Source organism: Nonomuraea sp. B208 (genome assembly GCF_057536035.1).
Window position 1 is genome coordinate 219,551 of record NZ_BAAJOU010000009.1, and the last position, 25,841, is coordinate 245,391.

General features: G+C 73.6%; 22 protein-coding genes. 17 read left to right on the top strand and 5 right to left on the bottom strand.

Annotation, left to right across the window (positions count from 1 at the left end; genetic code table 11):
- Both AC27IY_RS05205 and AC27IY_RS05210 read left to right on the top strand, forming a co-directional pair.
- On the top strand, positions 1-1,764 hold the full coding sequence (locus tag AC27IY_RS05205) for a TOMM precursor leader peptide-binding protein (protein ID WP_487177256.1): 1,764 nt from the start codon (positions 1-3) through the stop codon (positions 1,762-1,764).
- 13 nt (positions 1,765-1,777) lie between these two features.
- Positions 1,778-3,367, top strand: a complete 1,590-nt coding sequence (locus AC27IY_RS05210) for a thiopeptide-type bacteriocin biosynthesis protein (protein WP_487177257.1) — start codon at positions 1,778-1,780, stop codon at positions 3,365-3,367.
- A 4-nt stretch (positions 3,368-3,371) separates the two neighbouring features.
- Here AC27IY_RS05210 and AC27IY_RS05215 read toward each other — a convergent pair whose 3' ends face one another.
- The 3 genes from AC27IY_RS05215 to AC27IY_RS05225 form a co-directional block, all read right to left on the bottom strand.
- Entirely contained in the window at positions 3,372-3,911 is a 540-nt protein-coding gene (locus tag AC27IY_RS05215; RefSeq protein WP_423472203.1) for a response regulator transcription factor, read from the bottom strand.
- A 123-nt stretch (positions 3,912-4,034) separates the two neighbouring features.
- Positions 4,035-7,091: an AfsR/SARP family transcriptional regulator gene (locus tag AC27IY_RS05220; protein WP_487177258.1), complete on the bottom strand. Its 3,057-nt coding sequence runs from the start codon at positions 7,089-7,091 to the stop codon at positions 4,035-4,037.
- 419 nt (positions 7,092-7,510) lie between these two features.
- Positions 7,511-7,780 carry a hypothetical protein gene (locus AC27IY_RS05225; protein WP_487177259.1) on the bottom strand — a complete coding sequence of 90 codons (270 nt, stop codon included), beginning with the start codon at positions 7,778-7,780 and terminating at the stop codon, positions 7,511-7,513.
- 76 nt (positions 7,781-7,856) lie between these two features.
- Between AC27IY_RS05225 and AC27IY_RS05230 the strand changes: the two genes are divergently transcribed.
- From AC27IY_RS05230 to AC27IY_RS05285, 12 genes are all read left to right on the top strand, one after another.
- A complete protein-coding gene (locus AC27IY_RS05230; protein ID WP_487177260.1) occupies positions 7,857-8,066 on the top strand; it encodes a putative quinol monooxygenase in 210 nt (69 codons plus the stop codon).
- 46 nt (positions 8,067-8,112) lie between these two features.
- On the top strand, positions 8,113-8,601 hold the full coding sequence (locus tag AC27IY_RS05235) for a hypothetical protein (RefSeq protein ID WP_487177261.1): 489 nt from the start codon (positions 8,113-8,115) through the stop codon (positions 8,599-8,601).
- A gap of 90 nt (positions 8,602-8,691) precedes the next feature.
- Entirely contained in the window at positions 8,692-9,543 is an 852-nt protein-coding gene (locus AC27IY_RS05240) for a universal stress protein (protein WP_487177262.1), read from the top strand.
- Positions 9,540-10,373, top strand: a complete 834-nt coding sequence (locus AC27IY_RS05245; protein WP_487177263.1) for a universal stress protein — start codon at positions 9,540-9,542, stop codon at positions 10,371-10,373. The genes AC27IY_RS05240 and AC27IY_RS05245 overlap by 4 nt, the downstream gene beginning before the upstream one ends.
- Positions 10,374-10,464: 91 nt before the next feature.
- Positions 10,465-12,978, top strand: a complete 2,514-nt coding sequence (locus AC27IY_RS05250; RefSeq protein WP_487177264.1) for a cation-translocating P-type ATPase — start codon at positions 10,465-10,467, stop codon at positions 12,976-12,978.
- A 91-nt stretch (positions 12,979-13,069) separates the two neighbouring features.
- Positions 13,070-13,546, top strand: a complete 477-nt coding sequence (locus tag AC27IY_RS05255; protein ID WP_449945296.1) for a hypothetical protein — start codon at positions 13,070-13,072, stop codon at positions 13,544-13,546.
- Complete coding sequence (locus tag AC27IY_RS05260) at positions 13,543-14,574, top strand: peptidoglycan-binding protein (RefSeq protein ID WP_487177265.1); 1,032 nt, start codon at positions 13,543-13,545, stop codon at positions 14,572-14,574. The genes AC27IY_RS05255 and AC27IY_RS05260 overlap by 4 nt, the downstream gene beginning before the upstream one ends.
- Entirely contained in the window at positions 14,567-15,217 is a 651-nt protein-coding gene (locus AC27IY_RS05265; RefSeq protein ID WP_423452608.1) for an ABC transporter ATP-binding protein, read from the top strand. Before AC27IY_RS05260 ends, AC27IY_RS05265 begins: the two co-directional genes overlap by 8 nt.
- Entirely contained in the window at positions 15,214-16,383 is a 1,170-nt protein-coding gene (locus AC27IY_RS05270; RefSeq protein WP_487177266.1) for an ABC transporter permease, read from the top strand. Before AC27IY_RS05265 ends, AC27IY_RS05270 begins: the two co-directional genes overlap by 4 nt.
- Before the next feature lie 35 nt (positions 16,384-16,418).
- Entirely contained in the window at positions 16,419-17,072 is a 654-nt protein-coding gene (locus AC27IY_RS05275; protein ID WP_487177267.1) for a response regulator transcription factor, read from the top strand.
- Between the two features lie 11 nt (positions 17,073-17,083).
- Positions 17,084-18,196: a sensor histidine kinase gene (locus AC27IY_RS05280; protein WP_423472185.1), complete on the top strand. Its 1,113-nt coding sequence runs from the start codon at positions 17,084-17,086 to the stop codon at positions 18,194-18,196.
- Positions 18,197-18,258: 62 nt separating this feature from the next.
- Positions 18,259-20,691: a PEP/pyruvate-binding domain-containing protein gene (locus AC27IY_RS05285; RefSeq protein WP_487177268.1), complete on the top strand. Its 2,433-nt coding sequence runs from the start codon at positions 18,259-18,261 to the stop codon at positions 20,689-20,691.
- Here AC27IY_RS05285 and AC27IY_RS05290 read toward each other — a convergent pair whose 3' ends face one another.
- Positions 20,692-22,953, bottom strand: coding sequence for a glycoside hydrolase family 65 protein (locus AC27IY_RS05290; RefSeq protein ID WP_487177269.1), 2,262 nt, complete (start codon positions 22,951-22,953; stop codon positions 20,692-20,694). It abuts the gene before it with no gap.
- A gap of 203 nt (positions 22,954-23,156) precedes the next feature.
- Between AC27IY_RS05290 and AC27IY_RS05295 the strand changes: the two genes are divergently transcribed.
- The 3 genes from AC27IY_RS05295 to AC27IY_RS05305 all read left to right on the top strand — a co-directional run bounded on the left by AC27IY_RS05295 (position 23,157) and on the right by AC27IY_RS05305 (position 25,369).
- Positions 23,157-23,882 (top strand): universal stress protein, encoded by a 726-nt coding sequence (locus AC27IY_RS05295; RefSeq protein ID WP_423452602.1) that lies wholly within the window; start codon positions 23,157-23,159, stop codon positions 23,880-23,882.
- 68 nt (positions 23,883-23,950) lie between these two features.
- Entirely contained in the window at positions 23,951-24,157 is a 207-nt protein-coding gene (locus tag AC27IY_RS05300; RefSeq protein ID WP_364445337.1) for a PLDc N-terminal domain-containing protein, read from the top strand.
- A gap of 264 nt (positions 24,158-24,421) precedes the next feature.
- A complete protein-coding gene (locus tag AC27IY_RS05305) occupies positions 24,422-25,369 on the top strand; it encodes a helix-turn-helix transcriptional regulator (RefSeq protein WP_487177270.1) in 948 nt (315 codons plus the stop codon).
- On the opposite strand, the gene AC27IY_RS05310 is transcribed toward AC27IY_RS05305, so the two are convergent.
- Positions 25,347-25,769: a spore-associated protein A gene (locus AC27IY_RS05310; RefSeq protein WP_487177271.1), complete on the bottom strand. Its 423-nt coding sequence runs from the start codon at positions 25,767-25,769 to the stop codon at positions 25,347-25,349. The genes AC27IY_RS05305 and AC27IY_RS05310 overlap by 23 nt on opposite strands.
- Positions 25,770-25,841: the final 72 nt, after the last annotated feature.

A 25,841-nucleotide genomic window follows, 5' to 3' on the forward strand; every position in this document is an offset into this window, starting at 1 on the left:
ATGGACTTCGACGTCGTCGTCCTCGACACCTGGACCCTGGAATCGATCATCGAGCTGGCCGCCCGCGCCGTGGACGGCGGGCCCGCCGTCCTTCCGGTGCGCTGCGACGGCGGCCTGGTGCTGGTCGGCCCGCTCACCGGACCGGGAACGAGCGCGTGCGTGGCCTGCGCCGAGCACGCCAGGATCCACGCCCTGCCCGGCCACACCCCGCACACCGGCCAGGTTATGGGCGGCTCGGTCCCGCCGACGGTCGCCGCCCTGGTCGAGCGCCTGGCGGAGCGACCGCAGGACGGCGTCATGTGGGCGATCAGGGGCGAGAGCCTGGAGGTCTCCACCCACCGGGTGCGGCCCTTCGGCGGCTGCCGGGTCTGCGCACCGCTGCCCGACGACTCACCGCGCCCGATCACGATCGCCTCGCACCCGGTCACCGGCACCGGCCTGCGCGAGGCCAACCCCCGCACGGCCGGCGCGGACGGGCTGCGTGAGGTCCTGCTGGACTGGCGGGTCGGCCCGGTGCTGCGGCTGTTCCGCTGGGGCTCGCGCAGCCTGCCCCTGGCCAGCGCCGAGTTGCCGGGCGCCGCCGACTCCTCCGAGGCGGGGTACGGCAGGGCGGAGGACTTCGCCGACGCCGAGCGGGTGGCGTTGTTCGAGGCGCTGGAGCGGCTGACCGGCATGACGCCGCGCGGCAGCCGTACCGTCGTGCGCGCCGCCCACACCGAGCTCGACCCGCACGTCGCGGTCGATCCGGCCACCCTCGGCCTGCACGAGCCGGAGTTGACGGACCATCCGGCCTTCCGCCTGACGCCCTACGCTCCCGGCCTGCCGCTCGCCTGGGTCCACGGCTGGTCGCTGACCCACGGGCGCGACCGGCTGGTGCCCGAGGAGCTGGTGTACTGGCGGCTGCGCGGCAGGCGCTCGATCTATGACTCCTCCAACGGCTGCGGGCTCGGCTCCAGCCTGGCCGAGGCGATTCTGTACGGACTGTTCGAGGTCGCCGAGCGCGACGCCTTCCTGATGGCCTGGTACGCCCGCACCCCGCTGCGGCGGATCGCCACCCCGACGGAGGACCCGCAGATCTGCCGCCTGGCCGACCGGCTCGGCTCGCTCGGGCACGATTTGCTGCTGTTCGACGCCACCAACGACTTCGGCGTGCCGGCCGTCCTCAGCATGATCCGCCGGCGCGTGCCGGATCCGCGGCGGCCGAACGCCCTGTTCGCGGCCGGGGCCCACCATGACCCGCTCACCGCCGTCAGGTCGGCCGTCGTCGAGGTCTACATCAACGCCAGGAACGCCGCGGACCCGCGCATCGTCTCCTTCGACCCCGACCGGCTGCGGCCCATGCTGGAGGATCCCACGCTGGTCTGCACGGTCGACGACCACGTCTTCGTCAACGCTCTGGCCGAGGCCGCCCCCTGGCACTCCTTCCTGGGCGGCGAGGAGACCCCCGTGTCCTGGCGCGAGGTGTGGCCCCGCCGCCCCGCCGTACCCGACCTGGGCGAGCACCTGTCGGAGTGGGTGGCGCGGCTGGCGGCGCGGGGCCTGGAGGTGATAGCGGTCGACCAGAGCGAGCCGGTCACCCGCGAGCGGCTCGGGCTGCACGCCGCCAAGGTGATCGTGCCGGGGTCGCTGCCGATGACCTTCGGCCACGTCTACCGCCGCACCCGCGGCCTGCCCCGGCTGCTGGAGGTGCCCGCGAGGCTGGGCCGCCTGCCCGCACCGCCGCGCTACGACGACCTGCCCTTCCACCCCCACCCCTTCCCCTGACGTGAGGACTGCCGTGGACACCTGGACGAGCCTGCATTGCTTCGTGCACTGGTCCGTGGAGCGGACCGACGACTTCCTCACCGGCGTCCTGGGCCCGCTCATGGCCGCCCGCCGCACGTCCGGTTGGTTCTTCATCAGGTACTGGGAGGGCGGGCCGCACCTGCGCGTGCGCGCCCTCGGCGTCGGCGACCCGGCGGAGCTGGAGCGGGCGGTGGCGGACGCGCTGGCGGACGCCCCGCCCGCCGACCTGCCCGCCGACGCCGGCTGGACGCCGCACGGGATCGTGAAGTCGATCGCCTACGCGCCGGAGACCGGCAGGTACGGCGGAGCCGAGGGCATCGGCGTGGCCGAGCGGGTCTTCTGCCGCTCCACCGAGACCGCCGTGGAGGCGCTGTCGGGGCGCTTCCCGCAAGGACGGTTGAGCGCCGCCATCCACCTCGTCCGCGCCACCACGCTGGGACTCGGCCTGGACGAGCGGGCCGCGGCGGCCTGGCTGCGCAGGCACGCGGCGAGCTGGCGGTACACCGGCGAGGTCGAGCTCCTGCCGCCCGCCGTGCCCCTGGCGCGCACCGCCAGGCTCGTGGCCGGCCAGGGCGAGGCGCTGCGCCACCTGCTGGCCGCCGCCGAGGACGACGATCTGTGCGTCCGCTGGAGCCGTACGGTGGCCGAGGCGGACGGCGAGCTGGCCGCGCGCGGGCTCGACGAGGTGCGCCGGCTGTGGATCTGGGCGTCGCAGCTGCACATGCTCTGCAACCGCCTGGGCGTCCGGCCCGACGAGGAGCGCGCGGTGTGCTGGCTGGTCGCCGCGCTGCTGGCCGCCGACGCGGGAGCCGACCAGCGCTACCTGGAGGAGTCGAAGTACCCGCCGGGGATCCTGCCGTCGCTGCCCGACGATCCCCACGGCGTGCCGTCCCAGGACCGGCCGCCGATGCCCGGACTGCCCGAGGTGCGCCTGCCGGAGGGCCCGCCGCTCAGTCTGCCGCTGGGCGAGGCCCTGGACCGCCGGGCCTCCTGCCGTACCCTCACCGGCCCGGTGGGCGCCGCGGAGCTGGGCTCGCTGCTGGGCCTGGCGTTCGGCGCCAGGGCCGACCGCACGCTGCGCTTCGGCGACGGCCCCGCCCATGCCTACCGGCGCCGCCCGTTCCCCGGCGCGGGAGCCAGGTACGGCACGCGCCTGCGTCTGGTCGCACGCGAGGTCGAAGGGCTGGACCCGGGCACCTACCACGTCGGCGAGGACGGCCGCGCCCTGCGACGGCTCGGAGCGCCGCCGGCGGACGACGAGCTGGCGGCCACCTCGATGTGGCTGACCTCGGCGCAGGTGGACGAGCGGCTCGGCCTGATCGACGTCACCCGCGTGCCCGCCGTCCTGCTGCTGACCGCCGACCTCGACACCCACCGGCCCAGGTACGGCACGCGGGCCCTGCGCTTCGCCCTGCTGGAGGCAGGCCATGTCGCGCAGAACCTGACCCTGGCGGCGACCGCGCTGGGGCTGGGCACGATCACCCTCGGCGGTTTCTACGACGACCTGGTGCACGAGCTGTTCGGGCTCGACGGGGTCGCCGAGAGCGCGCTGTACCTGCTGCCGGTCGGCCTTCCCGGCTGAGCCGTCAGCCGAGCAGTCCGTCCTCACGGGCGCAGCGAGCCAGGTCCACCTTGGTGTAGGCGCTGCGCCCGCAGTCGGCGTACTTGCGTTTGATACGTTCCAGGTACTTCTTGGCCGTGGACGGCTGGATGCCCGCCCGGCGCGCGGCGGTCTCCAGCGTGAGCCCGGAGGCGTACCCGAGCAGCACCGCCCGTTCCTGGCCCGACAGCTGCGGGCCGACCCCCAGCAAGGCGCGGATGGCGGGCGCGAGCCGGCCGGGCGCGAGAGCGGACTGCGCGGGCGCCTCCACGAGGGTGGCGTCCTCGCCGAGCGCGAAGGCGCGGTGGCCCGCGGCGCGCAGGAGCCGGAGGGTCTCGGCGCCGTCGGGCGGCCCGGCCAGGGCGGCGTCCACGACGATCACGTCCGCCCGGTCCCCCTGCCGCTCGGTCAGCTCGGGGAGGCTGCCGGCCCTGGCCAGAAGCCTGCAGCCGGGGTCGGCCGCCAGCGAGGCGGTGGCGATGACCAGCAGATCGGGATTGTCGATGATCAGGGACACGGAGATCATGGGCGCTCCAGGCGGGGAGGGGTGCGGTCCCAGTGGCGGATCCAGTGGCGGATCCGGCGGTGGATCCGCCACGGAGGCTAGACCACCCGAATGGATCACGACTGGACGCCGAATGGATCACCGTCAGCCGGTGGCTCCGGCGACGAGCGTCTCGATCTCCTCCATCTCATGCCGGTTGCCGATCCTCCCGTACAGTCCCCTGGCCTCCTCCCACGCCGCCAGGGCCTGCGCGTTCTCGCCCAGCATGACGTGGGCGATGCCGAGGGCCTTCAACACCATGGCCTGAAGGTGCAGCACCCCCAGCTCGCGGAAGACCCGCAGGGAGAACAGCAGACGCTCGCGCGCCTGCTCGAAGTGGCCGTTCACCAGGTCCCTGGTGGCCAGGCTCCGCGAGACGATGGCGCGGGTGATCTCGCCGGCCATCTCCTCGCTGAGCTCCTCGGCCGTGTCGAGGAAGGAGCCGGCGTCCGGCTGCCCGGTGAGCACCCCGCTCTCGCCGAGCACGACCAGCGCCAGCAGCTCCTTCAGCCGCACTCCGAGGCTCCTGCTGAGCCGCAGGCCCCGCAGCAGCGCCTCGCGGCTCTCGTCGTAACGGCCCTGGTAGTGGCGGACCATGCCGAGCGAGCGGAGCGCCGTCAGGTGCAGCCGGTTCACCTTGCGATCCCTGGCCCGCTCGACCACCCGCTCGAGGTGCGCCGAGGCGAGTTCCAGCTCGCCGCGCTCGCGGTAGGTGAAACCCAGGCCCGCGTGGACGAAGTCGAAGCCGGCATCGTGGCCGTGCTCCCCGGTCAGCCGTTGCGCCAGGTGCATCAGCTCCAGACCCTCCTCGCCGTGCCCCTCGGCGAGCACCGCGGTGCCCAGCATCGCGAGCGCGTGGATCTCGCCGCGGACGTCTCCCACCGAGCGGAACAGGTCGAGCGCGATCTGGGCGTGCTCGTGCATCGCGAGCGGCTGGATCATCGGCACGCTCAACAGGTAGGCGAGGTTGCGGGCCATCACCGCCCGCCCACGCGGAACGTCCTCGCCGCACGCCGCCATCGCGACCGCGTGCACCGCCTGGCTCTCCTCCAGCAGGTCGCGCATCTCGTGGAAGCCCACGCACGCCTCGGCCAGGTTCCACGCCAGGTCAGCTCGTCCCTCGCGAGCGCTCTGCGTGATCACGACCGCCAGGTTCGCCCGCTCGCTCTGGAACCATTTCACCGGATCGTCCAGCAGCAGGCCGGTGTGCTCCGCCGGCAGCCTCCTGCGGGGCGCCGGACCGCGCAGCGCGGGCAGGGTCCGGTAGGCCAGTTCCGTGTCCGCCTGCTCGGCGAGCGAGAGCCAGGTCGCGTAGGCCCTGACCCTGGCCTCCTGCCGCGCGGCCTCGTCGTCCTCCAGCGCCGCCCGCTCGGCCGCGTACAGCTTGATCAGGTCGTGCATGCGGTAACGCGGCTCGCCCGTCTCGTCCTCGTCGGCGACCGACACCAGCTGCACGTCGATGAGCTGGTCGAGCAGGCGCTCCGCCTGCTCCTGCGGCTCGTCCAGAAGGGCCGCCAGGGTCCAGTCGGCGAAGTCGGCGACGTCCAGCAGCCCCAGGACGCGGAAGGCCCGCCGTACGGCCGGCGGCAGCGCGTCGTAGCTCAGCCCGAAGGTCGCTCGCACCGCCAGGTCGCCGGCCGACAGGTGGTCCAGCCTGCGGCGCTCGTTGCTCAGCTGTCTGCGAAAACGTTCCAGGCTCAGGTGGGGCTGGGCGGCCAGGCGGGCGCCCGCCACGCGGACGGCCAGCGGGATGTGGCCGCACGCCTCCAGGATCGCGCGGGCGGCGTCGCCCTCACCCCTCACCCGCTGCTCGCCGATCAGGTGCACGAGCACGTCCATCGCCTCGTCGGGGGTGAAGACGCCGAGGTCGAGCCGGTGCGCGCCGCTCAATCCCATGAGCCGCGACCGGCTGGTGACCACCGTGGCGCAGGTGGCGGCGCCGGGCAGCAACGGGCGCACCTGGCTCTCCTCCACGGCGTTGTCCAGCACCAGCAGCACCCGGCGGCCCGCCATCCTGGTGCGGTACAGCGCCACCCGGTCGTCGAGCTCCTTGGGGATGACAGACCCGTTCACGCCCATGGACATCAGCAGCCGGTGCAGCACCGCCGCGGGATCGGCGGCGGGCCGGTCGGTGCCGTGCAGGTCGACGAAGAGCTGGCCGTCGGGGAAGTTCTCCCGCAACAGATGTCCCAGATGCACGGCCAGGGTGGTCTTGCCGACGCCGCCCAGCCCGGTGACCACCGCCGTCGGCATCGCCGTACGACCGTCGGCCGGGGAGCCGAGGATGCGCGACAGCGCCGAGAGCTGGCCGAGCCGGCCCGAGAAGTCGCTGATGTCGGGAGGGAGCTGGGCGGGGACGGGTAATCTTCCCCACCCCGGCGCGACCGGCTGCCGGCCCGCCTGCGGCTTGGCGGCCTGCTGCTTGCCCGGCTGGAGCGTGTCGGCGTGCAGAGCGAGCTCGTGGGCGGCAGCGAGCTGCGCACCCGGCCGCACCCCGAGTTCCTCGTCGAGCCTGCGGCTGATGTCGCGGTAGTGCATCAGCGCCTCGGCCCGCCTGCCGGTGGCCAGGTAGAGCTCAATGAGGACGCTGTGAACGCGTTCGTCCAGCGGCGCCATGCGGCCTATCTCCTCGGCCAGGGGCAGCACGTCGACCGCGTGCCCGTTCAGGACGGCCGATTCGGCAAAGGTCTCCAGGGCGACGATCAGCTCCTGGGCCAGTCCCGCCAGCAGCGGATGCCCCGCCAGGGGGCGCAGCTCGGCCAGCGGCTGGCCGCGCCAGAGCGCCACCGCCCGCCGCACCGAATCGTGACCGCCACCCTGCCTGGCCAGGGCGCGAAACTCCCAGAGGTCCACCTCGACCTCGTCGGTGCTGAGCAGGTAGCCGTCGCCGACGCGCGGGAGCAGGCGGCTGGCCACGCGGCTGGGGCGATCGGGTTCGAGGATGCGCCGCAGCCGTTTGACGTAGGTGTGCAGGACATTGACGGCCGTGGCGGGCGATCTCTCGCCCCACAGGATGTCGACCAGCTCTGACATCGGCGCGCAGCGGCCCTCGGCCAGGGCCAGCACGGCCAGGACGCTTCGCTGCTGGGCCGGCCCGAGGTCGAGTTCCGCCTGCCCACGATAAGCACGGAGGGAGCCGAGGATCTCTATCCGCAACGTCACCCACGGCAGTATGGAGGCAACCGCGACCAAGATCCAGGGCCCCCACGGGCGTGGGGTGCCCGGGTCCGGAATCTTGGCAGAGCCGTTCTATGTGCAGTCCCTTCGGAACACGCTTCATGGCGAGGCATCGGAAGGCCCCGCCAGGAACTGCACGAGTGAGGCGACGAACCCGCCCGCTGAGAACCGTGGGCGTGAGCGTCCGAGGTGGGTTGCTCACATCTGTGGATCTACGCTGTAAAGGAGTGCGCCGTCTACTTTGCCTGGCGTCCCTGGAGGTGAGATGCAGATCTTGACCCTCGGTCCCGCAGGACATCGGCGTGTCGTGCTGTTCGCGGCCGGCGCGGACGGGGATCAGCAGCGGCACCTGCCGCAGTTCCTGTGGCGGGGTTGATCGAAGCGCTCGGTCGGTCGGCCAAGGTTCATAAGGATGCGCCGCCGGCCTCCTCTCGGGCTTCGTGGCCGGCGTTCTCCGCCTCGACCAGGTCGTATCGCAGGCCGGTGTCCGGGCCGCTGCCGAAGACAACGGCCACCTCGTCGAGGGTGAGTCCCTCACACCAGGTGATGCACAGAGTTTCGGAGAAGTAGCCGGCGATGTCCGAGTAATGCTCTTTCATGTCGTTCAACGGCATCCCCTGTTCGTGAGCGAGCGCCGACCAGCCCGTCCTGGTCGGCACCTTGTCGAGCATCACTCTGGCCGCCGGTTCCGGCTCGGTCGATGGTCACAGTTCAGGACGGTCACGTTCGGGCCTGGCAGAGGAGTGATGAATGGCGATCATCGCGGGGCATGTCGTCGTCGAGCCGCAACAGCGTGAGCGCTATCTCGCGGACTGCGTGGGCGTCATCGAGCTGGCCCGCCGGGCACCCGGCTGCCTGGACTTCGCCGTCAGCGCGGACCCCAGCCGCGCGCAACGTGCTGTGATGCTCGCCGCCTCGGTGGCCGAGTACGAGGTCGGGGCCGTGCGCTCGCTCACGTGAGGAGCGTGCGGCGAACCCGGCGGCCGGGTGAGCAGTCTCATCGATCATGGTAAAACTGACGCCGGCGCTGCTGTGCGCCCTGGCCGCCCCCGTGCTCTACCTGGTGGTCAACCTGGTCGCGATCCAGGCCGCGGCCCACCCGGCCGGGCCGCCTCCCGCCGTCGAGGATCCCTCGAACGACTGGATGCTGGGGTCTTTGGAGAGGGAGCTCGCGGCGGCGCGGGTGTGGGCGTTCAGCATCGCCTTCGTTCTCGCCGCCGAGGCGGCCTTCCTCGGTGCCCTGAACGGCTGGCTGAACCGCCGTCCCAGTGTCGCCCGGATCGTGCCGCGCGCGGTCGTGGGCGTCGGTTATCTGCTGACTCTCGCTCTCGCCATCGAGGTCAACCCCACGAGCCCGCTGTGGGAGCTCAACGACGACAGCGCTCTCGACCGCCTCGTCCCCGCGTGGCACTTTCCCGCGCTGGTCGCCGTCGGGGTGGTGACCCTGGTGGCGGTGGCGGGCTGGTTGGTCGGCGTGGGACGGGGCCGCTCCTGACACGGTGGTGGTTTCTGGTTGATCGTGTCTTCTTGTCCGTTCTGGGAATGGGGAGGTCGTGGGGGAGCCGGTCGGTGAAGGCGAGGGGCGATGCGTGGATCTGTCGTGGTCGGCACGGACGGCTCTCCATCGTCGGCGCCGGCCGTGAAGTGGGCCGCCGCCGACGCCCGCAGGCGGGGGTTGCCGCTGCGGATCGTGCACGTCTGTGAGCAGTGGTCGCATGGCGTGGACACGTCGAGGTACTGCGCGGGCGCGCTGGAGGCGGCGGCGGACAGAGCTCGCGCGCTGAGCACGGATGTCCAGGTCAGTACGGCGATGCTGGCCGGCAACGTGATCGACGTGCTGGTGGCCGAGTCGGCGTCCGCCGACAGCCTGGTGCTCGGCAGCAGGGGCGCGGGCGGGTTCGCCGGGATGCTGCTCGGCTCCGTGGGGCTGGCCGTGGCCGGTCACGCCGCCGGCCCCGTGGTGATCGTCCACGGCGACGCCGGCGGCGAGCACGGTCCGGTCGTGGCCGGTGACGACGGCTCGCCGCACGCCCGGGAGGCCGTGGCGTACGCGATAGAACAGGCCCGCGCGCGCCAGGCCCGCCTGCGGGTGATCTACGCCTGGCGGGTGCCGGTGGTGGAGTCCTCCTGGCCGGTTCAGGGCCCTCAGCTCGCGGCCTACTTCGAGGAGGACGCGCGGGCGGCCCACGAGCGGGCGGACCGCTGGCGGCAGGCGAACCCCGACGTCGTGATCGACGACGAGCAACTGCGCGACCACCCCGTGGCCGCGCTCTCCGACGCCACGGACACGGCGGACCTCGTCGTCGTCGGCTCGCGCGGGCTGGGCGGGTTCTCCTCCGCGGTGCTCGGCTCGGTCAGCCACGGCGTGCTGCACCACGCCAAGTGCCCGGTGGCCGTGGTACGGCCACGCGAAACCACCGGACAGGAGGGACCGTGACCGGCCTGATCGTCGCGGGCGTGGACGGTTCGGCGCCGAGCACCACGGCCGTCGAGTGGGCCGCCGACGACGCGGCCAGGGCCGGCGCGGAGTTGCGGATCGTGCACGTCCTGGACCTGCGGCCGTACGAGATCTTCGCAGGCCAGCAGGAACCCCTGCGGAGGGCGGCGGGCAGGGTGCTGGCGGCCGCGGAGGAGGCCGCCCGCGCCCGGCAGCCGGCCGTGGAGGTGAGCACCCGCCTGGTGGAGGGCGTTCCCGCGGCCGTGCTGCGCGAGCAGGAGGCGAGCGAGATGGTCGTCGGCAACCGTGGCGTGGGCGGGTTCGCCGGCGCCCTGCTCGGCTCGGTCACCATGGAGGTGGCCGCGCAGGCGCGCTGCCCCGTGGTCGTCGTACGCGCCGAGCCGTGCGAGGAGACCGGCGTCATCGGGGTCGGCGTCGACGAGTCCGACACCTGCGAGCCGGCCCTCGGCTACGCCTTCGAACGGGCCAGGTCGTACGGCGTCACACTGCGCCCGATCCACGCCTGGCAGGTGCCCGTGCACGCCTTCGCCCCCGAGATCTCCTACGACCTGGACGAGGTACGCGCCTCCCGGCACCGGCTCGTCAGCACCCGGCTCGCGCCCTGGCGGGCGAAATTTCCGGACGTGGAGGTCGTCGAGGACGTCCAGAACGCGCACCCGATCGACGCGCTCACCGGCGCCGCCTGCGACCTGATCGTGGTCGGCTCGCACGGGCGCGGCGCGCTCGGCTCGCTGTTCCTCGGGTCGGTCAGCCGCGGGGTGCTCCACCACGCGCGCTGCCCGGTCGCCGTGGTACGCCCCCAGGAGTGAACCGAAAGCTCGCCCCCCTCCGCGCAGGACCCCGGCCGAACCCCTCTGACCTGGGAGAATGGCACGACGCCTACGAGGGGGAGCAGGAGAGATGGGCGCTTCGGAGACCGGCCGCCGGTCGGGGTTGTCCTCGCGGGAGGCGGACGCCCGGCTCCGCAGGGACGGCCCGAACCTCCTGCCCTCCCGCCCCCCGGTGGCGCTCTGGCGGCGGGTGGCCGGGCAGCTCCGCGACCCGCTGATCATCGTGCTGCTGGTGGCCGCCGCGCTGACCGCGATCACCGGCGACTGGGCGGACATGGCCGTGATCATGCTGGTGATCGTGGTCAACACCGGCGTCGGCGTGACGCAGGAGGTCCGCGCGGACCGCGCCATCACCGCCCTGACCGAGCTCACCGCGCCCGTCGCCCGCGTCGTACGCGACGGGGCGCAGCGGCAGATCCCCGCGGCCGACGTCGTGACCGGCGACCTGCTGGTGCTGGCCGAAGGGGACATCGTGCCGGCCGACGCCCGCGTGGAGGAGGCCGCCGCGCTGCTGGTGGACGAATCGGCGCTCACCGGCGAGTCGGTCCCCGTGGACAAGGAGCCGGGCGAGAAGGTGTCGGCGGGCACGGTCGTGGCGCGCGGGCGGGGCCGGGCCGAGGTCACGGCCACCGGCTCGGCCAGCGCGGCCGGGCGCATCGCCGCGCTGATGACGAAGGGCTCCGGCCTGACGCCGCTGCAGCATCGCCTGATGGCGGTGGGACGGCTGCTGGCCGGGGTCACCGTGTTCCTGTGCGTGGTGGTCGGGGCGCTCGGCCTGATGCGGGGGCAGCCGGTCGAGCTGATGGTGGTGACCGCGATCAGCCTGGTGGTGGCGGCCGTGCCCGAGTCGCTGCCGGCCGTGGTCACGCTGAGCCTGGCGCTGGGCGCGCGGCGGATGGCCGCGCGGCAGGCTCTCGTACGCCGCCTGCACGCCGTCGAGACGCTCGGCTCCGTCACGGTCCTCGCCACCGACAAGACCGGCACCCTCACCGAGGGCCGCATGGTCGTCCGCCACCTGTGGACCCCCACGGCCGAGGCCACGCTCACCGGCACCGGCTACGATCCCGCCGGGCGGTTCGAGGGCGACCCGCCCGCCGCGTTCGCGGACCTGCTCACCGCCGCCGCCCTCTGCAACGACGCCCGCCTCCTCAAGGACGAGGACGGCCGATGGCAGGCGCTCGGCGATCCCACCGAGGCCGCGCTGCTGGCCGCCGCCGCCAAGGCCGGCCTCGACCGCGCCGACCTGCACGAGCGCTACGACCGCCTGGCCGAACGCCCCTTCGACAGCGTGCGCAAGCGCATGAGCACCCTGCACGCGCGGCCCGGCGGCGGCGGGGTCACGGTGATCTGCAAGGGCGCCCCGGAGGCCCTGCTGCGCCCGCCAGTGCTCACCGGCGACCCCGAATCCCGCCTCCGGGCCGCCGAACAGGCCGAACGCTACGCCCGCGCGGGCTACCGCGTGCTGGCCGTCGCCCGCGCCGACCTCGCGACCGCGCCCCGCGAGGTGCCAGAGGAGAGGCTGGACCTGCTCGGGCTGGTCGCCATCGTCGATCCGCCCCGCCAGGCCGCGGCCGGCGCGGTCGCCGACTGCCGCCGGGCCGGGATCCGGCCGGTGCTCATCACCGGCGACCATCCGGGCACGGCGCGCGCCATCGCCACCGAGCTCGGCATCATCGGCCCCGGCGACCCGGTCGCCGACTGCCGCGACCTGCCCGTTCCGGACGGCGTGGCCGTCTACGCCCGCGCCACCCCCGAGCAGAAGCTCGACCTCATCGAAGGCATGCGCGCGGGCGGCGACGTGGTGGCGATGACCGGCGACGGCGTCAACGACGGGCCCGCGCTGCGCCGCGCCGACATCGGCGTGGCCATGGGCCGGCGCGGCACCGAGGTGGCCCGGCAGGCCGCCGACCTGGTGCTGGCCGACGACGACCTGGACACGGTGGTGGCCGCCGCCGAGGAGGGCCGGCGCGTCTACGCCAACATCCGCCGCTTCCTCGTCTACGGCCTGTCCGGCGGCGCGGCCGAGATCGCCGTCATGCTGCTGGGGCCGCTCTTCGGGCTGGCGCTGCCGCTGCTGCCCGCCCAGATCCTGTGGATCAACCTGCTCACCCACGGCCTGCCGGGCGTCGCGCTCGGGGGCGAGCCCGCCGACCCCGCCGCGATGAACCGACCGCCCCGCCCGCCCGACCAGAGCATCCTGCGCGCCGGTCTGTGGCAGCGCGTCGTCCGCCTCGCCGTCGTGCTGACCGCCGTCACGCTCGGCGTCGCCGTCTGGGCCCTGCACACCGGCCGTCCCTGGCAGAGCATGGCCTTCTTCGCCCTCGGCGCCACCCAGCTCGGCGTGGCGCTCGGCTCGCGCGCCCGCCCCGGCTCGACGGCCAACCTCATGCTGCCGCTCGCCGTGGCGGGGGCCCTCGTGCTGCAGCTCGCGGGCCTGTACGTGCCGCTGCTGCGCGAGCTCCTCGGCACCGAGCCCCTGGCCGCCGGCGACCTGGTCGTCGTGGCCGTCCTGTCGCTCCTCGGCTACGCCGCCGCCCGCCTGGACCGGATCCTGCACCGCGAGCCCGTGCCGCCGGCGCCCTGACCACGGAATCGGCGGGATGTTCAGGGCGATAAACATCGCATAAACATATCCGCTTATCGCATGCTTAACGGCGGCTCGCTACAAATTCAGCATGACGACATGGAAATGTCTGGGCGCTGCCTTTTTCTTGACGTGCGTGGCCGCGTGCGGAGGCGGATCGGCCGCCCCGAGCCCGGCGCGTACGCAGGAGAGCGCGGTCAAGTACGCCCAGTGCCTGCGCGAGCACGGCGTCGAGACGGACGACCCCGGCGCCGAGGGAGGCGTACGCCTGAAAGTGCCCTCGGGCGGCGAGGCGACGTTGAAAAAGGCTCAGGAAGCGTGCAAGCCGTATGCCCCCGTGGCCACCGAAAAGGGCGCCGGTGAAATCCCGGCGGCCGATCAGGCGAAATTCATCGCGTACGCGAAATGCATGCGCGAGCACGGCGTCGATCTGCCCGATCCGCAATTCGACGGCGGGCGGGCCCGGATGGGCCTGCCCCGGCAGGAGGGGATGTCTGCCGACTCGCCGGTGATGAAGAACGCCGAGAAGGCGTGCCGCCCGCTGCTGCCGCAGGGCGGCGGGCAATGAGACGACGCGCCGGCCTGCTGGCCGCCCTGGTGGCCGGCGGCGCCGTGGTGGCCGCCGTCGCCGCCCGGGAGGACGGCCCCGCCGAAGCCGGCTCGGCCGCGCCGCCCGCCAGGACGGCCGCCATCACCCGTTCCGACCTCGTGGACGAGCTCACCGTGCCGGGCACGCTGGGTTACGCCGCCCGCCGCGCCCTGCCCAACCTGGCCCGCGGCGTGATCAGCGACACCCGGCCCGAGGGCGGCGTCGTCCGCAGAGGCGAATGGCTCTACGAGGTCGCCGGCAGGCCCGTGCTGCTCATGTACGGCGAGACGCCCGTCTACCGGCGGCTGTCGCGGGGGTCGCGGGGCAAGGACGTCAAGCAGCTCGAACGCAACCTCAAGGCCCTCGGCCACGACCCCGGAAGGGTCGACGACGTCTTCACCGCCGAGACGGAGAAGGCGGTCGAGTCCTGGCAGGGCGCGAGCGGCCTGCCCAGGACCGGCCAGGTGGACGGCGCGCAGGTGATCGTGGCGCCCGGCCCTGTCCGCGTCGCCGAGGTGACCGGCGCCAAGGGCGCGCCGGCCGGCGCGACGGCCGTCACCGTGACCGACACGACGCTGATCGTGCACATCGACCTGCCGGTCACCAGCCGGCGCCTGGTGACGCCGCGGGCGGAGGTCGGCCTGGAGAGCCCGTCGGGCGAGCGCGCCACCGGCCGCGTCACGTCGATCGGCGGCGTCGCCCGCCGGCCGCGGGAGCAGGGCGGCGTGCCGACCCTCGACGTCGAGGTGACCCTGGACGGCGAGCTCGACGGCTACGACCAGGCGCCGGTCGCTGTGGCGCTACGCGGCGAGACGCGGCCCGGCGTGCTGTCCGTCCCGGTCGAGGCGCTGCTCGCGGTACGCGAAGGAGGGTACGCCGTGCGCGTCGTCGACAACGCGGGCCGGCGCCTCGTCAAGGTGACGACGGGCCTGTTCGCCGCGGGGCGGGTGGAGATCACCGGCGCCGGGCTCCGGGCCGGGACGAACGTCGAGGTGCCCGGTGATTGAGCTGATCGGCGCGGAGAAGACGTACGCGGGCGGGGTCCGCGCGCTGCGCGGCGTGGACCTGCGGGTGGCGGCGGGCGAGCTGGTCGCCATCGTGGGCCCGTCCGGCTCGGGCAAGTCGACCATGCTGCACCTCATCGGCACCCTGGACCGCCCGTCGGCGGGGACGGTGCGCATCGCCGGGAGCGACGTCGCCGCCCTCGACGACGCCGGCCTGGCCGAGCTGCGCGCCCGCCACATCGGCTTCGTCTTCCAGTCCTTCCACCTGTCGGAGCACCTGAGCGCGCTCGGCAACGTGGCCGAGGGCCTGCTCTACGCGGGCGTACGGCGGGGCGAGCGCACTCGCCGCGCGGCCGAGGCGCTGCGGCGCGTGGGACTCGGCCATCGCCTGGACCACCGGCCCGGCCAGTTGTCCGGCGGCGAGAAGCAGCGGGTCGCCGTTGCCAGGGCGATCGTGGGGGAGCCCGCGCTGCTCCTGGCCGACGAGCCCACGGGCAACCTGGACAGCGCGGCGGGGGCCGAGATCCTGGCGATCCTGCGCCGGCTGCACGGCGACGGCACCACGGTCGCCGTCATCACCCATGACAGCGAGGTCGCGGCCGCCGCTCCCCGGCGGATCCGGCTGCGGGACGGGCGGATCGTATGAGGCTCGCGGCGTCCGACGTCGTCCGGGTGGGGGTGGAAGGGTTGCGCTCGCGCCCCGCCCGCGCGCTGCTGTCGGCCTTGGGGGTCGCGATCGGCATCGCGACCATGGTGGCCGTCGTCGGCATCTCCGCCAGCAGCAGGGCGGACCTGCTCGATCAGCTCGACCGGCTCGGCACCGGTCTGCTGCGGGTCGCGCCCGGCGACACCGTGTTCGGCGGGGCCGCCCGGTTGCCGAAGACCGCCACCCGGATGGTCAGGGCTGTCGACGCGGTGGAGGCGGTGGCGTCCACCGGCCTGACCGGCGTGCCCGCCTACCGCACCGGCCACATCCCCCCGGGCAGAACGGCCGGGCTCCTGGTCCAGGCCGCCACGGCCGACCTGCTCAGGACGCTCAAGACCCCGCTGCGGCAGGGGCGGTGGCTGAACGCGGCGACCGAGCGGCAGCGGGCCGTCGTCCTCGGGGCGCTGGCCGCCGGGCGGCTCGGCGCGGGGGCCGGGGATCAGGTGTGGATCGGCGGACAGTGGTGGACCGTCGTCGGCGTCCTGGACAACTCCACGCTGGCGGCGGAGATCGACCGGTCGGTGCTGATGGGCTTCCCGGCGGCGGAGCGATATCTGGCGTTCGACGGCCACCCGACCACCCTCTACACGCGGGCCGCCGACGAGCACGTCCTCGACGTCCGCGCCGTGCTGGCCAGGACGGTGAGTCCGGAGCATCCGGAGGAGGTCAAGGTCAGCCGCCCCTCCGACGCACTGGCCGCGCGGGCCGCGGCCACGGACGCCTTCACCGGCGTCCTGCTCGGCGTCGGGGCGGTCGCGCTGCTGGTCGGCGGCGTCGGCGTGGCCAACACCATGGTCATCTCGGTGCTCGAACGGCGACGGGAGATCGGCCTCCGGCGGGCCCTGGGAGCCACCCGCGGCCAGGTGCGCACGCAGTTCCTGACCGAGTCGCTGCTGCTGTCCGTCCTGGGCGGCGCGGCCGGCGCCGTCTGCGGCGCGGCGGTCACGCTCGGCTTCGCGGCCTGGCGGGACCTCCAGGCCGTGATCCCCTTGTGGGCCTTGGGCGGCGGCCTGGCGGCGACGCTCCTCGTGGGAGCCGTGGCGGGGATCCTCCCGGCGATGCGGGCGGCCAGGCTTCCACCCACCCTGGCCCTCGCGACCGCTTAACCACCTCTTACGCCCTGAGAGAGAACATGTCCGGCATGCGGGTGCTGATTGCCGAAGACGAGCGCGTCCTCGCCGAGGTCGTGGCGAGCGGGCTGCGGAAGGAGGCGATGGCGGTGGACGTCGTCCACGACGGCTCCGCCGCCGTCGAGCGGGCCATGACCCATGACTACGACGTGATCGTCCTGGACCGGGACCTGCCGGCCGTGCACGGCGACGACGTGTGCCGCACGCTCGCCGCCGGACGGGTCCCGGCCCGGATCATCATGCTGACGGCGGCGAGCGACCTGCGCTCCAAGGTCGAGGGGCTGGGCCTGGGCGCCGACGACTACCTGACGAAACCGTTCGACTTCCCGGAGCTCGTGGCCCGTCTGCGCGCGCTCGCCCGCCGCGTCCCGCAGGCCGTGCCGCCCGTCCTGGCGCGGGCCGGGGTCACCCTGGACCCGGGCCGCCGCCAGGTGTTCCGCGACTCCCGGTACGTCGCACTCAGCCCGAAGGAGTTCGCCGTGCTGGAGGTCCTCATGCGGGCCGAGGGCACCGTCGTGAGCGCCGAGGTCCTGCTGGAGAAGGCATGGGACGAGAACGTCAACTACTTCACGAACTCGGTGCGGATGACCGTGATGACCTTGCGGAAGAAGCTCGGCCACCCGCCCGTGATCGAGACCGTGCCCGGCGCGGGCTACCGGCTCTGACCACGGGGCGGATGCCGATCCGCCGGCGGCTGACCCTCACCTACGGAAGCGTGTTCTTCCTCGCCGCCGCCATCCTGGTGGCGATCAACTACGTCGTGGTCGACCAGATCGTCAACCAGCAGGTCCTCGCCGAGGGGGTGATGATGCAGCCGGCGGGGGAGGCCGGCCCCAGGCCCGGCCCGTCCCCGGGCGGCGCGTTCTTCGCCTCGTCGGTGAACGACCAGATCGGCCGCTACCGGGAGCTGGTGATGAGCTGGCTGCTGCGCTGGTCCCTGCTGGCGACCGCCATGGTGGGGCTGGCCGGGCTGGCGACCGGATGGCTCATCGCCCGCAGGGCGCTGAGGCCGCTGCAGACCGTCACCGAGACGGCGAGGAAACTGTCGGGGGAGACGCTGCACCGCCGCATCTCCCTGGGCGGCCCGCCCGACGAGATCAGGGAGCTCGCCGACACCTTCGACTCGATGCTGGAACGACTGGACCGCGCCTTCGACGGCCAGCGCCGGTTCGTCGCCAACGTCTCCCACGAACTCAGGACGCCCCTGGCGATCAACCGGGCGCTGCTGCAGGTGTCCCTCTCCGACGACGCGCTCCCGCGGCCGCTGCGCCCCGTCCGGGACGAACTGCTCGCCGCGAACGGCCGGCAGGAGCGCCTGATCGAAGGGCTGCTCCTGCTGGCCCAGAGCGAGCGGGAGGTGACCGTCCGGGAGCCGGTGGACCTGCGCGACCTCGCCGACCGGCCCGACCTGCCGCCCGCTCCCACGGCCGGCGACCCCGTCCTGCTGGAGCGGATGGTCGCCAACCTGCTGGACAACGCGGCCAAGTACAACGACGAGCGCGGCCTCATCGAGGTCCGCACCGCCGCCTCCGCCGACCAGGTCGCCATCACCGTCGAGAACACGGGGCCCGTGGTGCCGGCCGCGCAGGTCGCCCTGCTGTTCGAGCCCTTCAGCCGGCTCGAACGCGACCGCGTCGGGTCGGCCTCGGGCGCCGGACTCGGGCTGTCGATCGTCCGGGCGATCGTCCGGGCGCACGGCGGCACGGTCGCCGCCGCGCCGCGCGAGGACGGCGGCCTGGCCGTGACCGTCAGGCTCTCTCGCGCGGCGCCCGGCGGAGTTACCGTCTGAAGCGGGTGCGGTGAGGCCCGGTCGGCACGGTCGTGGTGAGGTCGGCTTCGAGGAGATGCGCGATGCAACTGGTCTGGCTGTCCGACGTCGACGCTTCGATGATCGACGTCGTCGGAGGCAAGGGCGCCGGTCTCGGAGAGATGATCAGGGCAGGTGAGCGCGTCCCCGACGGCTTCTGCCTGACCGTCGAGTCCTACCGGTCGGGGGAGGTCCCGGAGCGGGAGCTCGTGGACGCCTACGAGCGGCTGGGCGGCGGGCGGGTGGCGGTCCGCTCCAGCGCCACCGCCGAGGACCTGCCGGAGGCCAGCTTCGCCGGCCAGCAGGACACCTACCTCGGCGTCGAGGGCGCCGGCGAGCTCGTCGACGCGGTACGCCGCTGCTGGGACTCGCTGTTCACCGAGCGGGCGGTCGCCTACCGCGCCGCCGCCGGAGTGGACGACGCCGCCATGGCCGTGGTGGTGCAGCGCATGGTCGAGCCGGTCGCGGCGGGCGTGCTGTTCACGGCCAACCCGATCACGGGCTGCCGTACGGAGATGGTCCTCGACGCCGCCCCCGGACTGGGCACCGCCATCGTCGAGGGCACCGTCGTGCCGGACCACTACGTGCTGCGCGAGGGAACGCCGGCCGCCGCGAACCCCGGCGGCTGCCTGCGCGCGGACCACCTCGAACGGCTGCGCGCGGCCGGCCTGCGGCTGCAGGAGCACTTCGGCTCGCCGCAGGACGTCGAGTGGGCGATCGACGCCGACGACACGGTGTGGCTGCTGCAGTCGCGCCCGGTCACCACGCTCTTCCCGCTGCCGCCCGACACCGGCGACACCCGGCTCTACCTGGAGTTCGGTCACATGCAGGGCATGCTGCGCCCGTGTACGCCGATGGGCGTCTCACTGCTCAAGACGGGCGCGAGCCTGTGGTTCGCGGGCGTCGGGGCCAAGATCGACCAGCGTGACCCGCTGCCCCGGCTGGTGCCCATCGGCGGCCGGATCTTCTATGACATGACGGACTTCCTGCGCAGCAAGGCCATGCGCCGGCGGCTCGGACCCGCCCTGGAGGTCTACGGGCCGCGGGTGCAGACGGCCGTGCTGCGGATGATGGACGATCCGCGGTTCGCGCCGCGGCCCGGCCTGCCGTTCCGCGTCGGCAGCGTGCTCAAGGGCACGGCGCGGCTGCTGCCGCGTACGCTCGCCGGAGTGGTGTCGAGCCTGGCCGACCCGGTACGGGCCCGCGCCCGCGCCCGCCGGGGGCTCGCCGAGATCAGGCGGCTGATCACGCCGCCCGGCCCGTCGGCGACCGCCGCCGAGCGGCTGCGCTGGGTGATCGAGGACTCGCACCGGCCGATCATGAGCCCCGACCTGCACGGCATCCTCGGGCCGCTGGTGGCCGGGATGCTCGCCAGTACGCTCCCGGCCGGGCTGCTCGGCGGCGTCGCCACCCGCGAGGAGCTCGACACCGTGCTCGGCGGCATGCCGCACAACGTGACCACGGAGATGGACCTCGCGCTCTGGGGCCTGGCCGTACGGGCGCGCGAGCACCGCGAGCTGTTCCTGGACACGCCGCCGGAGGCGCTGGCCGCCGCGTACGCCGTGGGTGAGCTCCCGGACATCGGCCTGGCGGGCTTCCTGGCGAAATATGGCATGCGCGCGGCGGCCGAGATCGACGTCGGCGTCCCCCGCTGGGAGGAGGACCCGGCGCCGCTGTTCGCCACGATGGCCAACTACCTGCGCGTGGACGATCCCGGGCAGGCGCCCGACGTGCGGTTCGAGGCGGCGGCGGCCAGGGCCGAGCGGATGGTCGGGACGCTGGCGCGGCGCGCGCGGGCCAGGCGGCCGGTGCGCGGACGGCTCGCGGTGTTCCTCATGCGCCGCTCGCGTGAGCTGACCGGGCTGCGGGAGATCGGCAAGTTCGCCTGGCTGCCGACCCTCCAGGCGGCCCGGCGCCAGCTCCTCCTCGTCGGCGCGGACCTGGTGAGGGAGGGCCGGCTGGAGCAGGCCGGCGACATCATGTTCCTGACGCTCCAGGAGGCCCGAGCCGCCGTGGACGGGCTCGACGTCCGGGCGACGGTCGCGACCCGGCGCGCCGAACACGAGCGGGAGGCGAGGCGCCGTACCGTTCCCGGAGCGCTGCTGTCCGACGGGACCGACGTGGAGACGCTCGCCCCCGCGCCACCGGCCCGGGACGGCGTGCTGACCGGCATGTCGGGGGCCGCCGGCCAGGCGACCGGCCCGGCGCGGGTGATCCGCGACCCGATGGGCGCGCATCTCGAACCGGGCGAGATCCTGGTGGCGCCGACCACGGATCCGGGCTGGACGCCGCTGTTCATGACGGCGGCCGGACTGGTGACCGAGACCGGCTCGCCGGTGGCGCACGGCCCCACCGTCGCCCGCGAGTACGGCATCCCCGCCGTCATCTGCGTCCGCGACGCCACCTCCCATATCAGGACGGGCCAGGTGATCACGGTGGACGGCACGGCGGGGACGGTGCGCGTGGAACCCGGATGATCAGGGCGGGAAGGGGATCCTGGCGGCGGCGCCGCGCGGCAGGGTGAGGCCGTCCACGCGCGTCCGCTCGTGGTCGGCCTCGACGAGGAGCCGGCGGCCCCGGAACTCGATCGGCATCGACAGCGACCCGAGCCGTTCCGGCAGGCACGGGTCGAGCCGCAGGCCGTCGGGGCGCGGCTCCAGGCCCAGGTAGCAGCGTTGCAGCATGTCGAGGGTGCCGCCCATGGCGCCCAGGTGGATGCCCTCGGCCGTGGTGCCGCCCTGCACGTCCTTGATGTCGCTGAGCGCCGCCTCGGCGAAGAACTGCCAGGAGCGGGCCCGGTCGGCGCGGGCCAGGACCCAGGCGTGGACGACGGCGCTGAGTGTGGAGCCGTGGCTGGTCCGGTCCAGGTAGTAGGAGATCGTGCGGGGGATCAGCTCGGGATCGGCGGGGTAGCCGAGCCGGCGCAGCAGGTCCAGCAGCTCGTCGGCGGTGAGCAGGTAGCACAGCATCAGCGTGTCGGCCTGCTTGGACGCCTTGTAGCGGTTGACGTCGTCGCCGTCCGCCTCCAGTGCCCGGTCCAGCCGCCGTACGCCCCGGTAGCGGCCCCAGTCGAGCTCGGCCAGGCCGGCGTAGCCGGTGAACTGGCTGATGACGCCGTCGTGGAAGTCGACCCGCATGCGCCGGGTGATGTCCGCCCAGCGGGCGCTCTCTCCGGGCCGGGCGAGGCCGAGCTCCAGGGCGCGGGCCAGCAGCCACACGGTCATGACGTTGGTGTAGGCGTTGTTGTCCAGGCCGGGGGCGGCGGCGCCGGGAAGGGCGGTGTGGTACTCGTCCGGTCCCATGACGCCGCGGATCTCGTACCTGCCTGAGACCGGGTCGAGCACGGCGAGCGAGGCGAAGAAGCGGGCGATGTCCGTCAGCAGCTCCGCGCACCACGACGCCATGGAGCCGGTCGCCAGGTGGTGCTGCCACACGTTGTAGGCGATGGCCAGGCCGACGTGGCGTTGCAGGTGGGAGACGTCCGGCAGCCAGCGGCCCGAGGCGGGGTTGAGGTGGAAGGTCTGGGTCTCCTCGCGGCCGTCGCTGCCGCTCTGCCAGGGGAACATCGCGCCGTCGAACCCGGCCGCCCGCGCGGCGGCCCGCGCCTCCGGCAGCCGCCGCCAGCGGTAGCGCAGCAGGCCGAGCGAGATGTCGGGGAAGCGCAGGTTCAGCCACGGCAGCACGAACAGCTCGTCCCAGAACACGTGACCGCGGTACGCCTCGCCGTGCAGGCCGCGGGCGGGCACGCCGGTGTCCAGGTCGAAGGTGTGCGGGCTGAGCGTCTGCAGGAGGTGGAAGACGTGCAGGTGCACGAGCTGCGCCAGCTCCGGGCCGCCCACCTCCAGCCGGGCCCGTTCCCACAGCCGCTCCCATGCGGCCTCGTGCGCGGCCAGCAGCTCCCCGAAGCCGGGGGCCTGCCCGGCCCGGCGCAGCGCGGCCGAGCGCGGGTCGTGGACGGCGGGGTCGCGGGACGTCACCAGCGCGACGATCTTCGTGACCGTCACCGGCACGCCCTCCTCCAGGCGCGGCACGTGCTCGGTGCCGATCCGGCCGCCCTCGCGCTCGGGCCGGCCGGGAACCGGGGCGTCGATCCGGGCGGCGAGCGCGGCGGTGATCCGGGAGGAGCGGGTCGTCGCCGTCAGCCAGGTCAGCCCGTCCCCGTCCCCGGCCGCGTGGTCGGTCAGGTGGTCGCCGCGCAGGTCGCGGTAGCGGGCGACGCCGTGGTTGGTGACCGTCCCGTCCAGCGTGGCGCGGACGCGGAGCGGACCCGACCAGTTCTCGGCCGTGAAGGTGGTCTCCAGCGCGGCCAGGGCCGGATCGGCCATGGAGACCAGGCGGCGCTGCCGTACCCGGGTGACCCGGCCGGCGTCGTCGCGCCAGGCCAGCTCCCGCAGCAGCACCCCGCGCCGCAGGTCGAGCTCCTGGCGGTAGTCCAGCAGCTCGGCCGCGTCCGGGTGGAACCAGTCCGACCCCGGCGTGGCGAAGGTCAGCGGCAGCCAGTCGGGCAGGTTGACCAGGTCCTCGTTGACGACCGTACGGCCCGCGACCCGCGAGGCGAGCCGGTCGTAACAGCCCGCCCGGTAGGTGCCGGGCGTGCGGTGCAGGCCGTCGGGCGTGGCGCCCCGGGTGGCGAAGCGGCCGTTGCCGAGCGTGCACAACGCCTCCCGCAGCCCCTCGGCGGCGGGATCGTAGCCCTCGTAGACGAGCGTCCAGGGGTTGGCCGGAGCGAGAGTGGCCATGGCGGTGACGCTACCCACGCGCCGCCGGCCCAGACAGGGGACGAAGGTCCTGGCGGCGGAGGGCGTACGGCACTGCCGCCGCACTCGCGCGACTGGTGTGCTGGGTACGGCACGGAGCCGCTGGAGCGCGCCGGCCCGCCGACCACGTGTGTGGTGGTAGGGCCACCCTGACGTGGGCAGGCGTACGGACAGGAGGCAGTGGCATGAAGCACATCGTTCTCGGCTACGACGGATCGGCCTTCTCGATGCAGGCGCTGGACTGGGCGCTGGACGAGGCCGAGCTCCGCGGACTGTCCCTGACCGTCGCCCACGCCTGGCAGTGGCCGTACGGCGAGGCCCCCGAGGAGGCCAGGTCCCACCTGCGCAAGGCGGCCGAGCACGTGCTGTGGCACGGCGCCGACTGCGCCCGCCACACCAGCTCCGGCCTGACCGTGGAGACGGACCTGCACGAGGGGCCCGCGGCCGAGCGCCTGGTCGAGCTCTCCCACGAGGCCGCGCTCGTCGTGGTCGGCTCGCGCGGGCTCAGCGCGCTGCCGCGAGCGGTCGTGGGCTCGGTGGCCGGGTACGTCGCCACGCACGCCCACTGCCCCGTCATCGTGGTGCGGGGGCCGGGGCCGCTGCCCGCGGCGTCGCAGCCGGGGCCGGTCGTCGTGGCCGACCGCGACCCGGACGGCGTCGTCCTGGACTTCGCGTTCGAGGAGGCCGCCCTGCGCCGGCTGCCCCTCGCGGCCCCCGCGGAATTGAGCGCGGATCTGAGCGCGGACCTGAGCGGGCGGGCGGCCCGCCATCCCGGCGTGCCGATTCAGCAGGCCGCCGACTTCGGGACCGCGACCCTCGTGGTCGTCGGCCGCCGGCGGGCCGCGCCCGCCGGCGTCGCCGCCTCGCTCCTCCAGCACGCGCCCTGCCCCGTGGCGGTGGTGGGAGGCTGAGCTCCAGCTCGGCCTCGCAGGCGAACCGTCACAATGGGGCCGGTACGAACGAGCGAAGGGAGCCCTTGATGCGCTGGGACGACATGTCGGGCAAGCGGCGGGGGGTCGTGATCGCGCTGGCGTCCGTGGAGATCGCGCTCACCGCCGCCGCCGCGGTCGACCTCTGCCGGCGGCCCGCGGCGGACGTGCGGGGCCGCAAGGGACTGTGGTGGCCAGCGATCTTCGTCCAGCCGGTGGGGCCCGTCGCGTACCTGCTGTGGGGACGGCGGAGCTGACCGGAACAATTGTGCCGTGATTCCACCGTCCTCCCGCAATGTGAGAGGACGATGGAATCGTGCGGCATTGGAGGTTTTGATCCCTCCGACCGCAGGAAAGGGGCAAACCGATCCCACGGCCCCCCTCCAGTGTTCCGCAGGTCCCGCTTGCCACCCTTTCCCCCTCTACCGTGGCCGATGGACTCGGGAAAGCGGAAGGATCAATTGTTCCTAGGAATTCTTTTCCCCGGAAGTTCGGCCGCTCGGATGCCATCATCGGATGATATGGATGCGCACAGCCCGTCCTTCGACCTCGCCTCGCCGAAAGGACCGCTGGCCGATTTCCTGATCGCCCGGCGTGCCGCGGTCACCGCGGCCGAACACGGCCTGCCGGAACCGGCCTACCCGCGCCGGGTCCCGGGGCTGCGCCGGGAGGAGGTGGCCCAGCTGGCCGGCATCAGCACCGACTACTACACCCGGCTGGAACAGGGCCGGGTCCGCACCGCCTCCCGTTCGGTGCTGACCGCCATCGGCCGGGCGCTGCGCCTCGACGACGACCAGCAGCGGCATCTGTGCCAGCTCGCCGACCCGTACACGGGGGAGCAGGCGGACGAAGGCGAGCAGCGGGTCACTTCGCAGACCGTACGGTTGCTCACCAACCTGGTCGACACGCCCGCTCTGGTGCTGGGCCGTTATCAGGACATCCTTGCCTGGAACAGGCTCGCCGCCGCCCTGCTCGGCGACCTGGCCGCCATGCCGCCCGCGCACCGCAACTACGTCCGCATGATCTTCCTGGACCCGCAGGTCCGCGCCATGCAGGACGACTGGCCGGAACGGGCCCGCGAAGCGGTCTCCAGCCTGCGCATGGCGGCCGGCACCTACCCTGGCCAGCCGCGGCTGCAAGAGCTCGTGGGCGAGCTGCTGCGCCGCGACGACGACTTCCGCGTCTGGTGGAACCAGCACCTGGTCACCATGCACCCGTTCGGGCACAATCGCGTGCACCACCCCGTCGCCGGGTCCTTCGAGCTCGACTGGCAGGCACTGAACACGGTGGACGACCAGGAGCAGATCATCATCCTCGTCACCGCGCCGCCCGGCAGCCCCGGCCACTTCGCCCTCCGCCGGCTGGCCTCATGGGCGCAGCGGCAGGCCCTGCAGCCCAGTCACCTAACCCCCGGCCCAGGAGAACCTGAGCCGGGGGGCGCGCGGTTCAGCCGCAGTGCACGTTGTTGAGCTTGACGGTCACCCAGTCCGGGACCGTTCCCTGGACGTCGATGCACTGGCCGGCCGCGGAGACGTAGACGGGGCCGGCGTAGTACGTGAACGTCCCGGAGTTGGAGACCTTGCCGCTGCCGTCGCCCCGGGAGATCACGACGCTCTTCCAGCTCGGGGTGTTGGCGTAGGCGCCGTAGCCATAGGTCAGGGCGCAGTTCTTGCCGGTGCTGGAGCTGTAGTGGACCTCCAGGGTGCCCGTACGGGTCCCGTCTCCTCGCTTGATGGGGTAGACGCCGACGCGGGTGTAGCTGCTGCCGCAGGGTCCGGCCGCGGCGGCGGGGGCGGCACTCGCCACCATGGTGGTGGAGGCGGCCAGGGCCGCACCGGTGAGGAAAGTCGCCAGCTTGCGTGTACGCACGAAGATCCTTTCGGCTTCCGACAAGTCCGATCATGGATATCACCGGCATCAGCCCCGCCACCCGTGAGACGG

What these genes read in the sequence shown, in the direction of transcription:
- AC27IY_RS05205 (WP_487177256.1), top strand. Translation starts at nt 1, where the DNA reads ATGGACTTCGACGTCGTCGTCCTCGACACCTGGACCCTGGAATCGATC.
- AC27IY_RS05215 (WP_423472203.1), bottom strand. Translation starts at nt 3,911, where the DNA reads ATGATCTCCGTGTCCCTGATCATCGACAATCCCGATCTGCTGGTCATC.
- AC27IY_RS05230 (WP_487177260.1), top strand. Translation starts at nt 7,857, where the DNA reads ATGGCGATCATCGCGGGGCATGTCGTCGTCGAGCCGCAACAGCGTGAG.
- AC27IY_RS05235 (WP_487177261.1), top strand. Translation starts at nt 8,113, where the DNA reads ATGGTAAAACTGACGCCGGCGCTGCTGTGCGCCCTGGCCGCCCCCGTG.
- AC27IY_RS05240 (WP_487177262.1), top strand. Translation starts at nt 8,692, where the DNA reads ATGCGTGGATCTGTCGTGGTCGGCACGGACGGCTCTCCATCGTCGGCG.
- AC27IY_RS05250 (WP_487177264.1), top strand. Translation starts at nt 10,465, where the DNA reads ATGGGCGCTTCGGAGACCGGCCGCCGGTCGGGGTTGTCCTCGCGGGAG.
- AC27IY_RS05255 (WP_449945296.1), top strand. Translation starts at nt 13,070, where the DNA reads ATGACGACATGGAAATGTCTGGGCGCTGCCTTTTTCTTGACGTGCGTG.
- AC27IY_RS05260 (WP_487177265.1), top strand. Translation starts at nt 13,543, where the DNA reads ATGAGACGACGCGCCGGCCTGCTGGCCGCCCTGGTGGCCGGCGGCGCC.
- AC27IY_RS05270 (WP_487177266.1), top strand. Translation starts at nt 15,214, where the DNA reads ATGAGGCTCGCGGCGTCCGACGTCGTCCGGGTGGGGGTGGAAGGGTTG.
- AC27IY_RS05275 (WP_487177267.1), top strand. Translation starts at nt 16,419, where the DNA reads ATGCGGGTGCTGATTGCCGAAGACGAGCGCGTCCTCGCCGAGGTCGTG.
- AC27IY_RS05280 (WP_423472185.1), top strand. Translation starts at nt 17,084, where the DNA reads ATGCCGATCCGCCGGCGGCTGACCCTCACCTACGGAAGCGTGTTCTTC.
- AC27IY_RS05285 (WP_487177268.1), top strand. Translation starts at nt 18,259, where the DNA reads ATGCAACTGGTCTGGCTGTCCGACGTCGACGCTTCGATGATCGACGTC.
- AC27IY_RS05290 (WP_487177269.1), bottom strand. Translation starts at nt 22,953, where the DNA reads ATGGCCACTCTCGCTCCGGCCAACCCCTGGACGCTCGTCTACGAGGGC.
- AC27IY_RS05295 (WP_423452602.1), top strand. Translation starts at nt 23,157, where the DNA reads ATGAAGCACATCGTTCTCGGCTACGACGGATCGGCCTTCTCGATGCAG.
- AC27IY_RS05300 (WP_364445337.1), top strand. Translation starts at nt 23,951, where the DNA reads ATGCGCTGGGACGACATGTCGGGCAAGCGGCGGGGGGTCGTGATCGCG.
- AC27IY_RS05305 (WP_487177270.1), top strand. Translation starts at nt 24,422, where the DNA reads ATGGATGCGCACAGCCCGTCCTTCGACCTCGCCTCGCCGAAAGGACCG.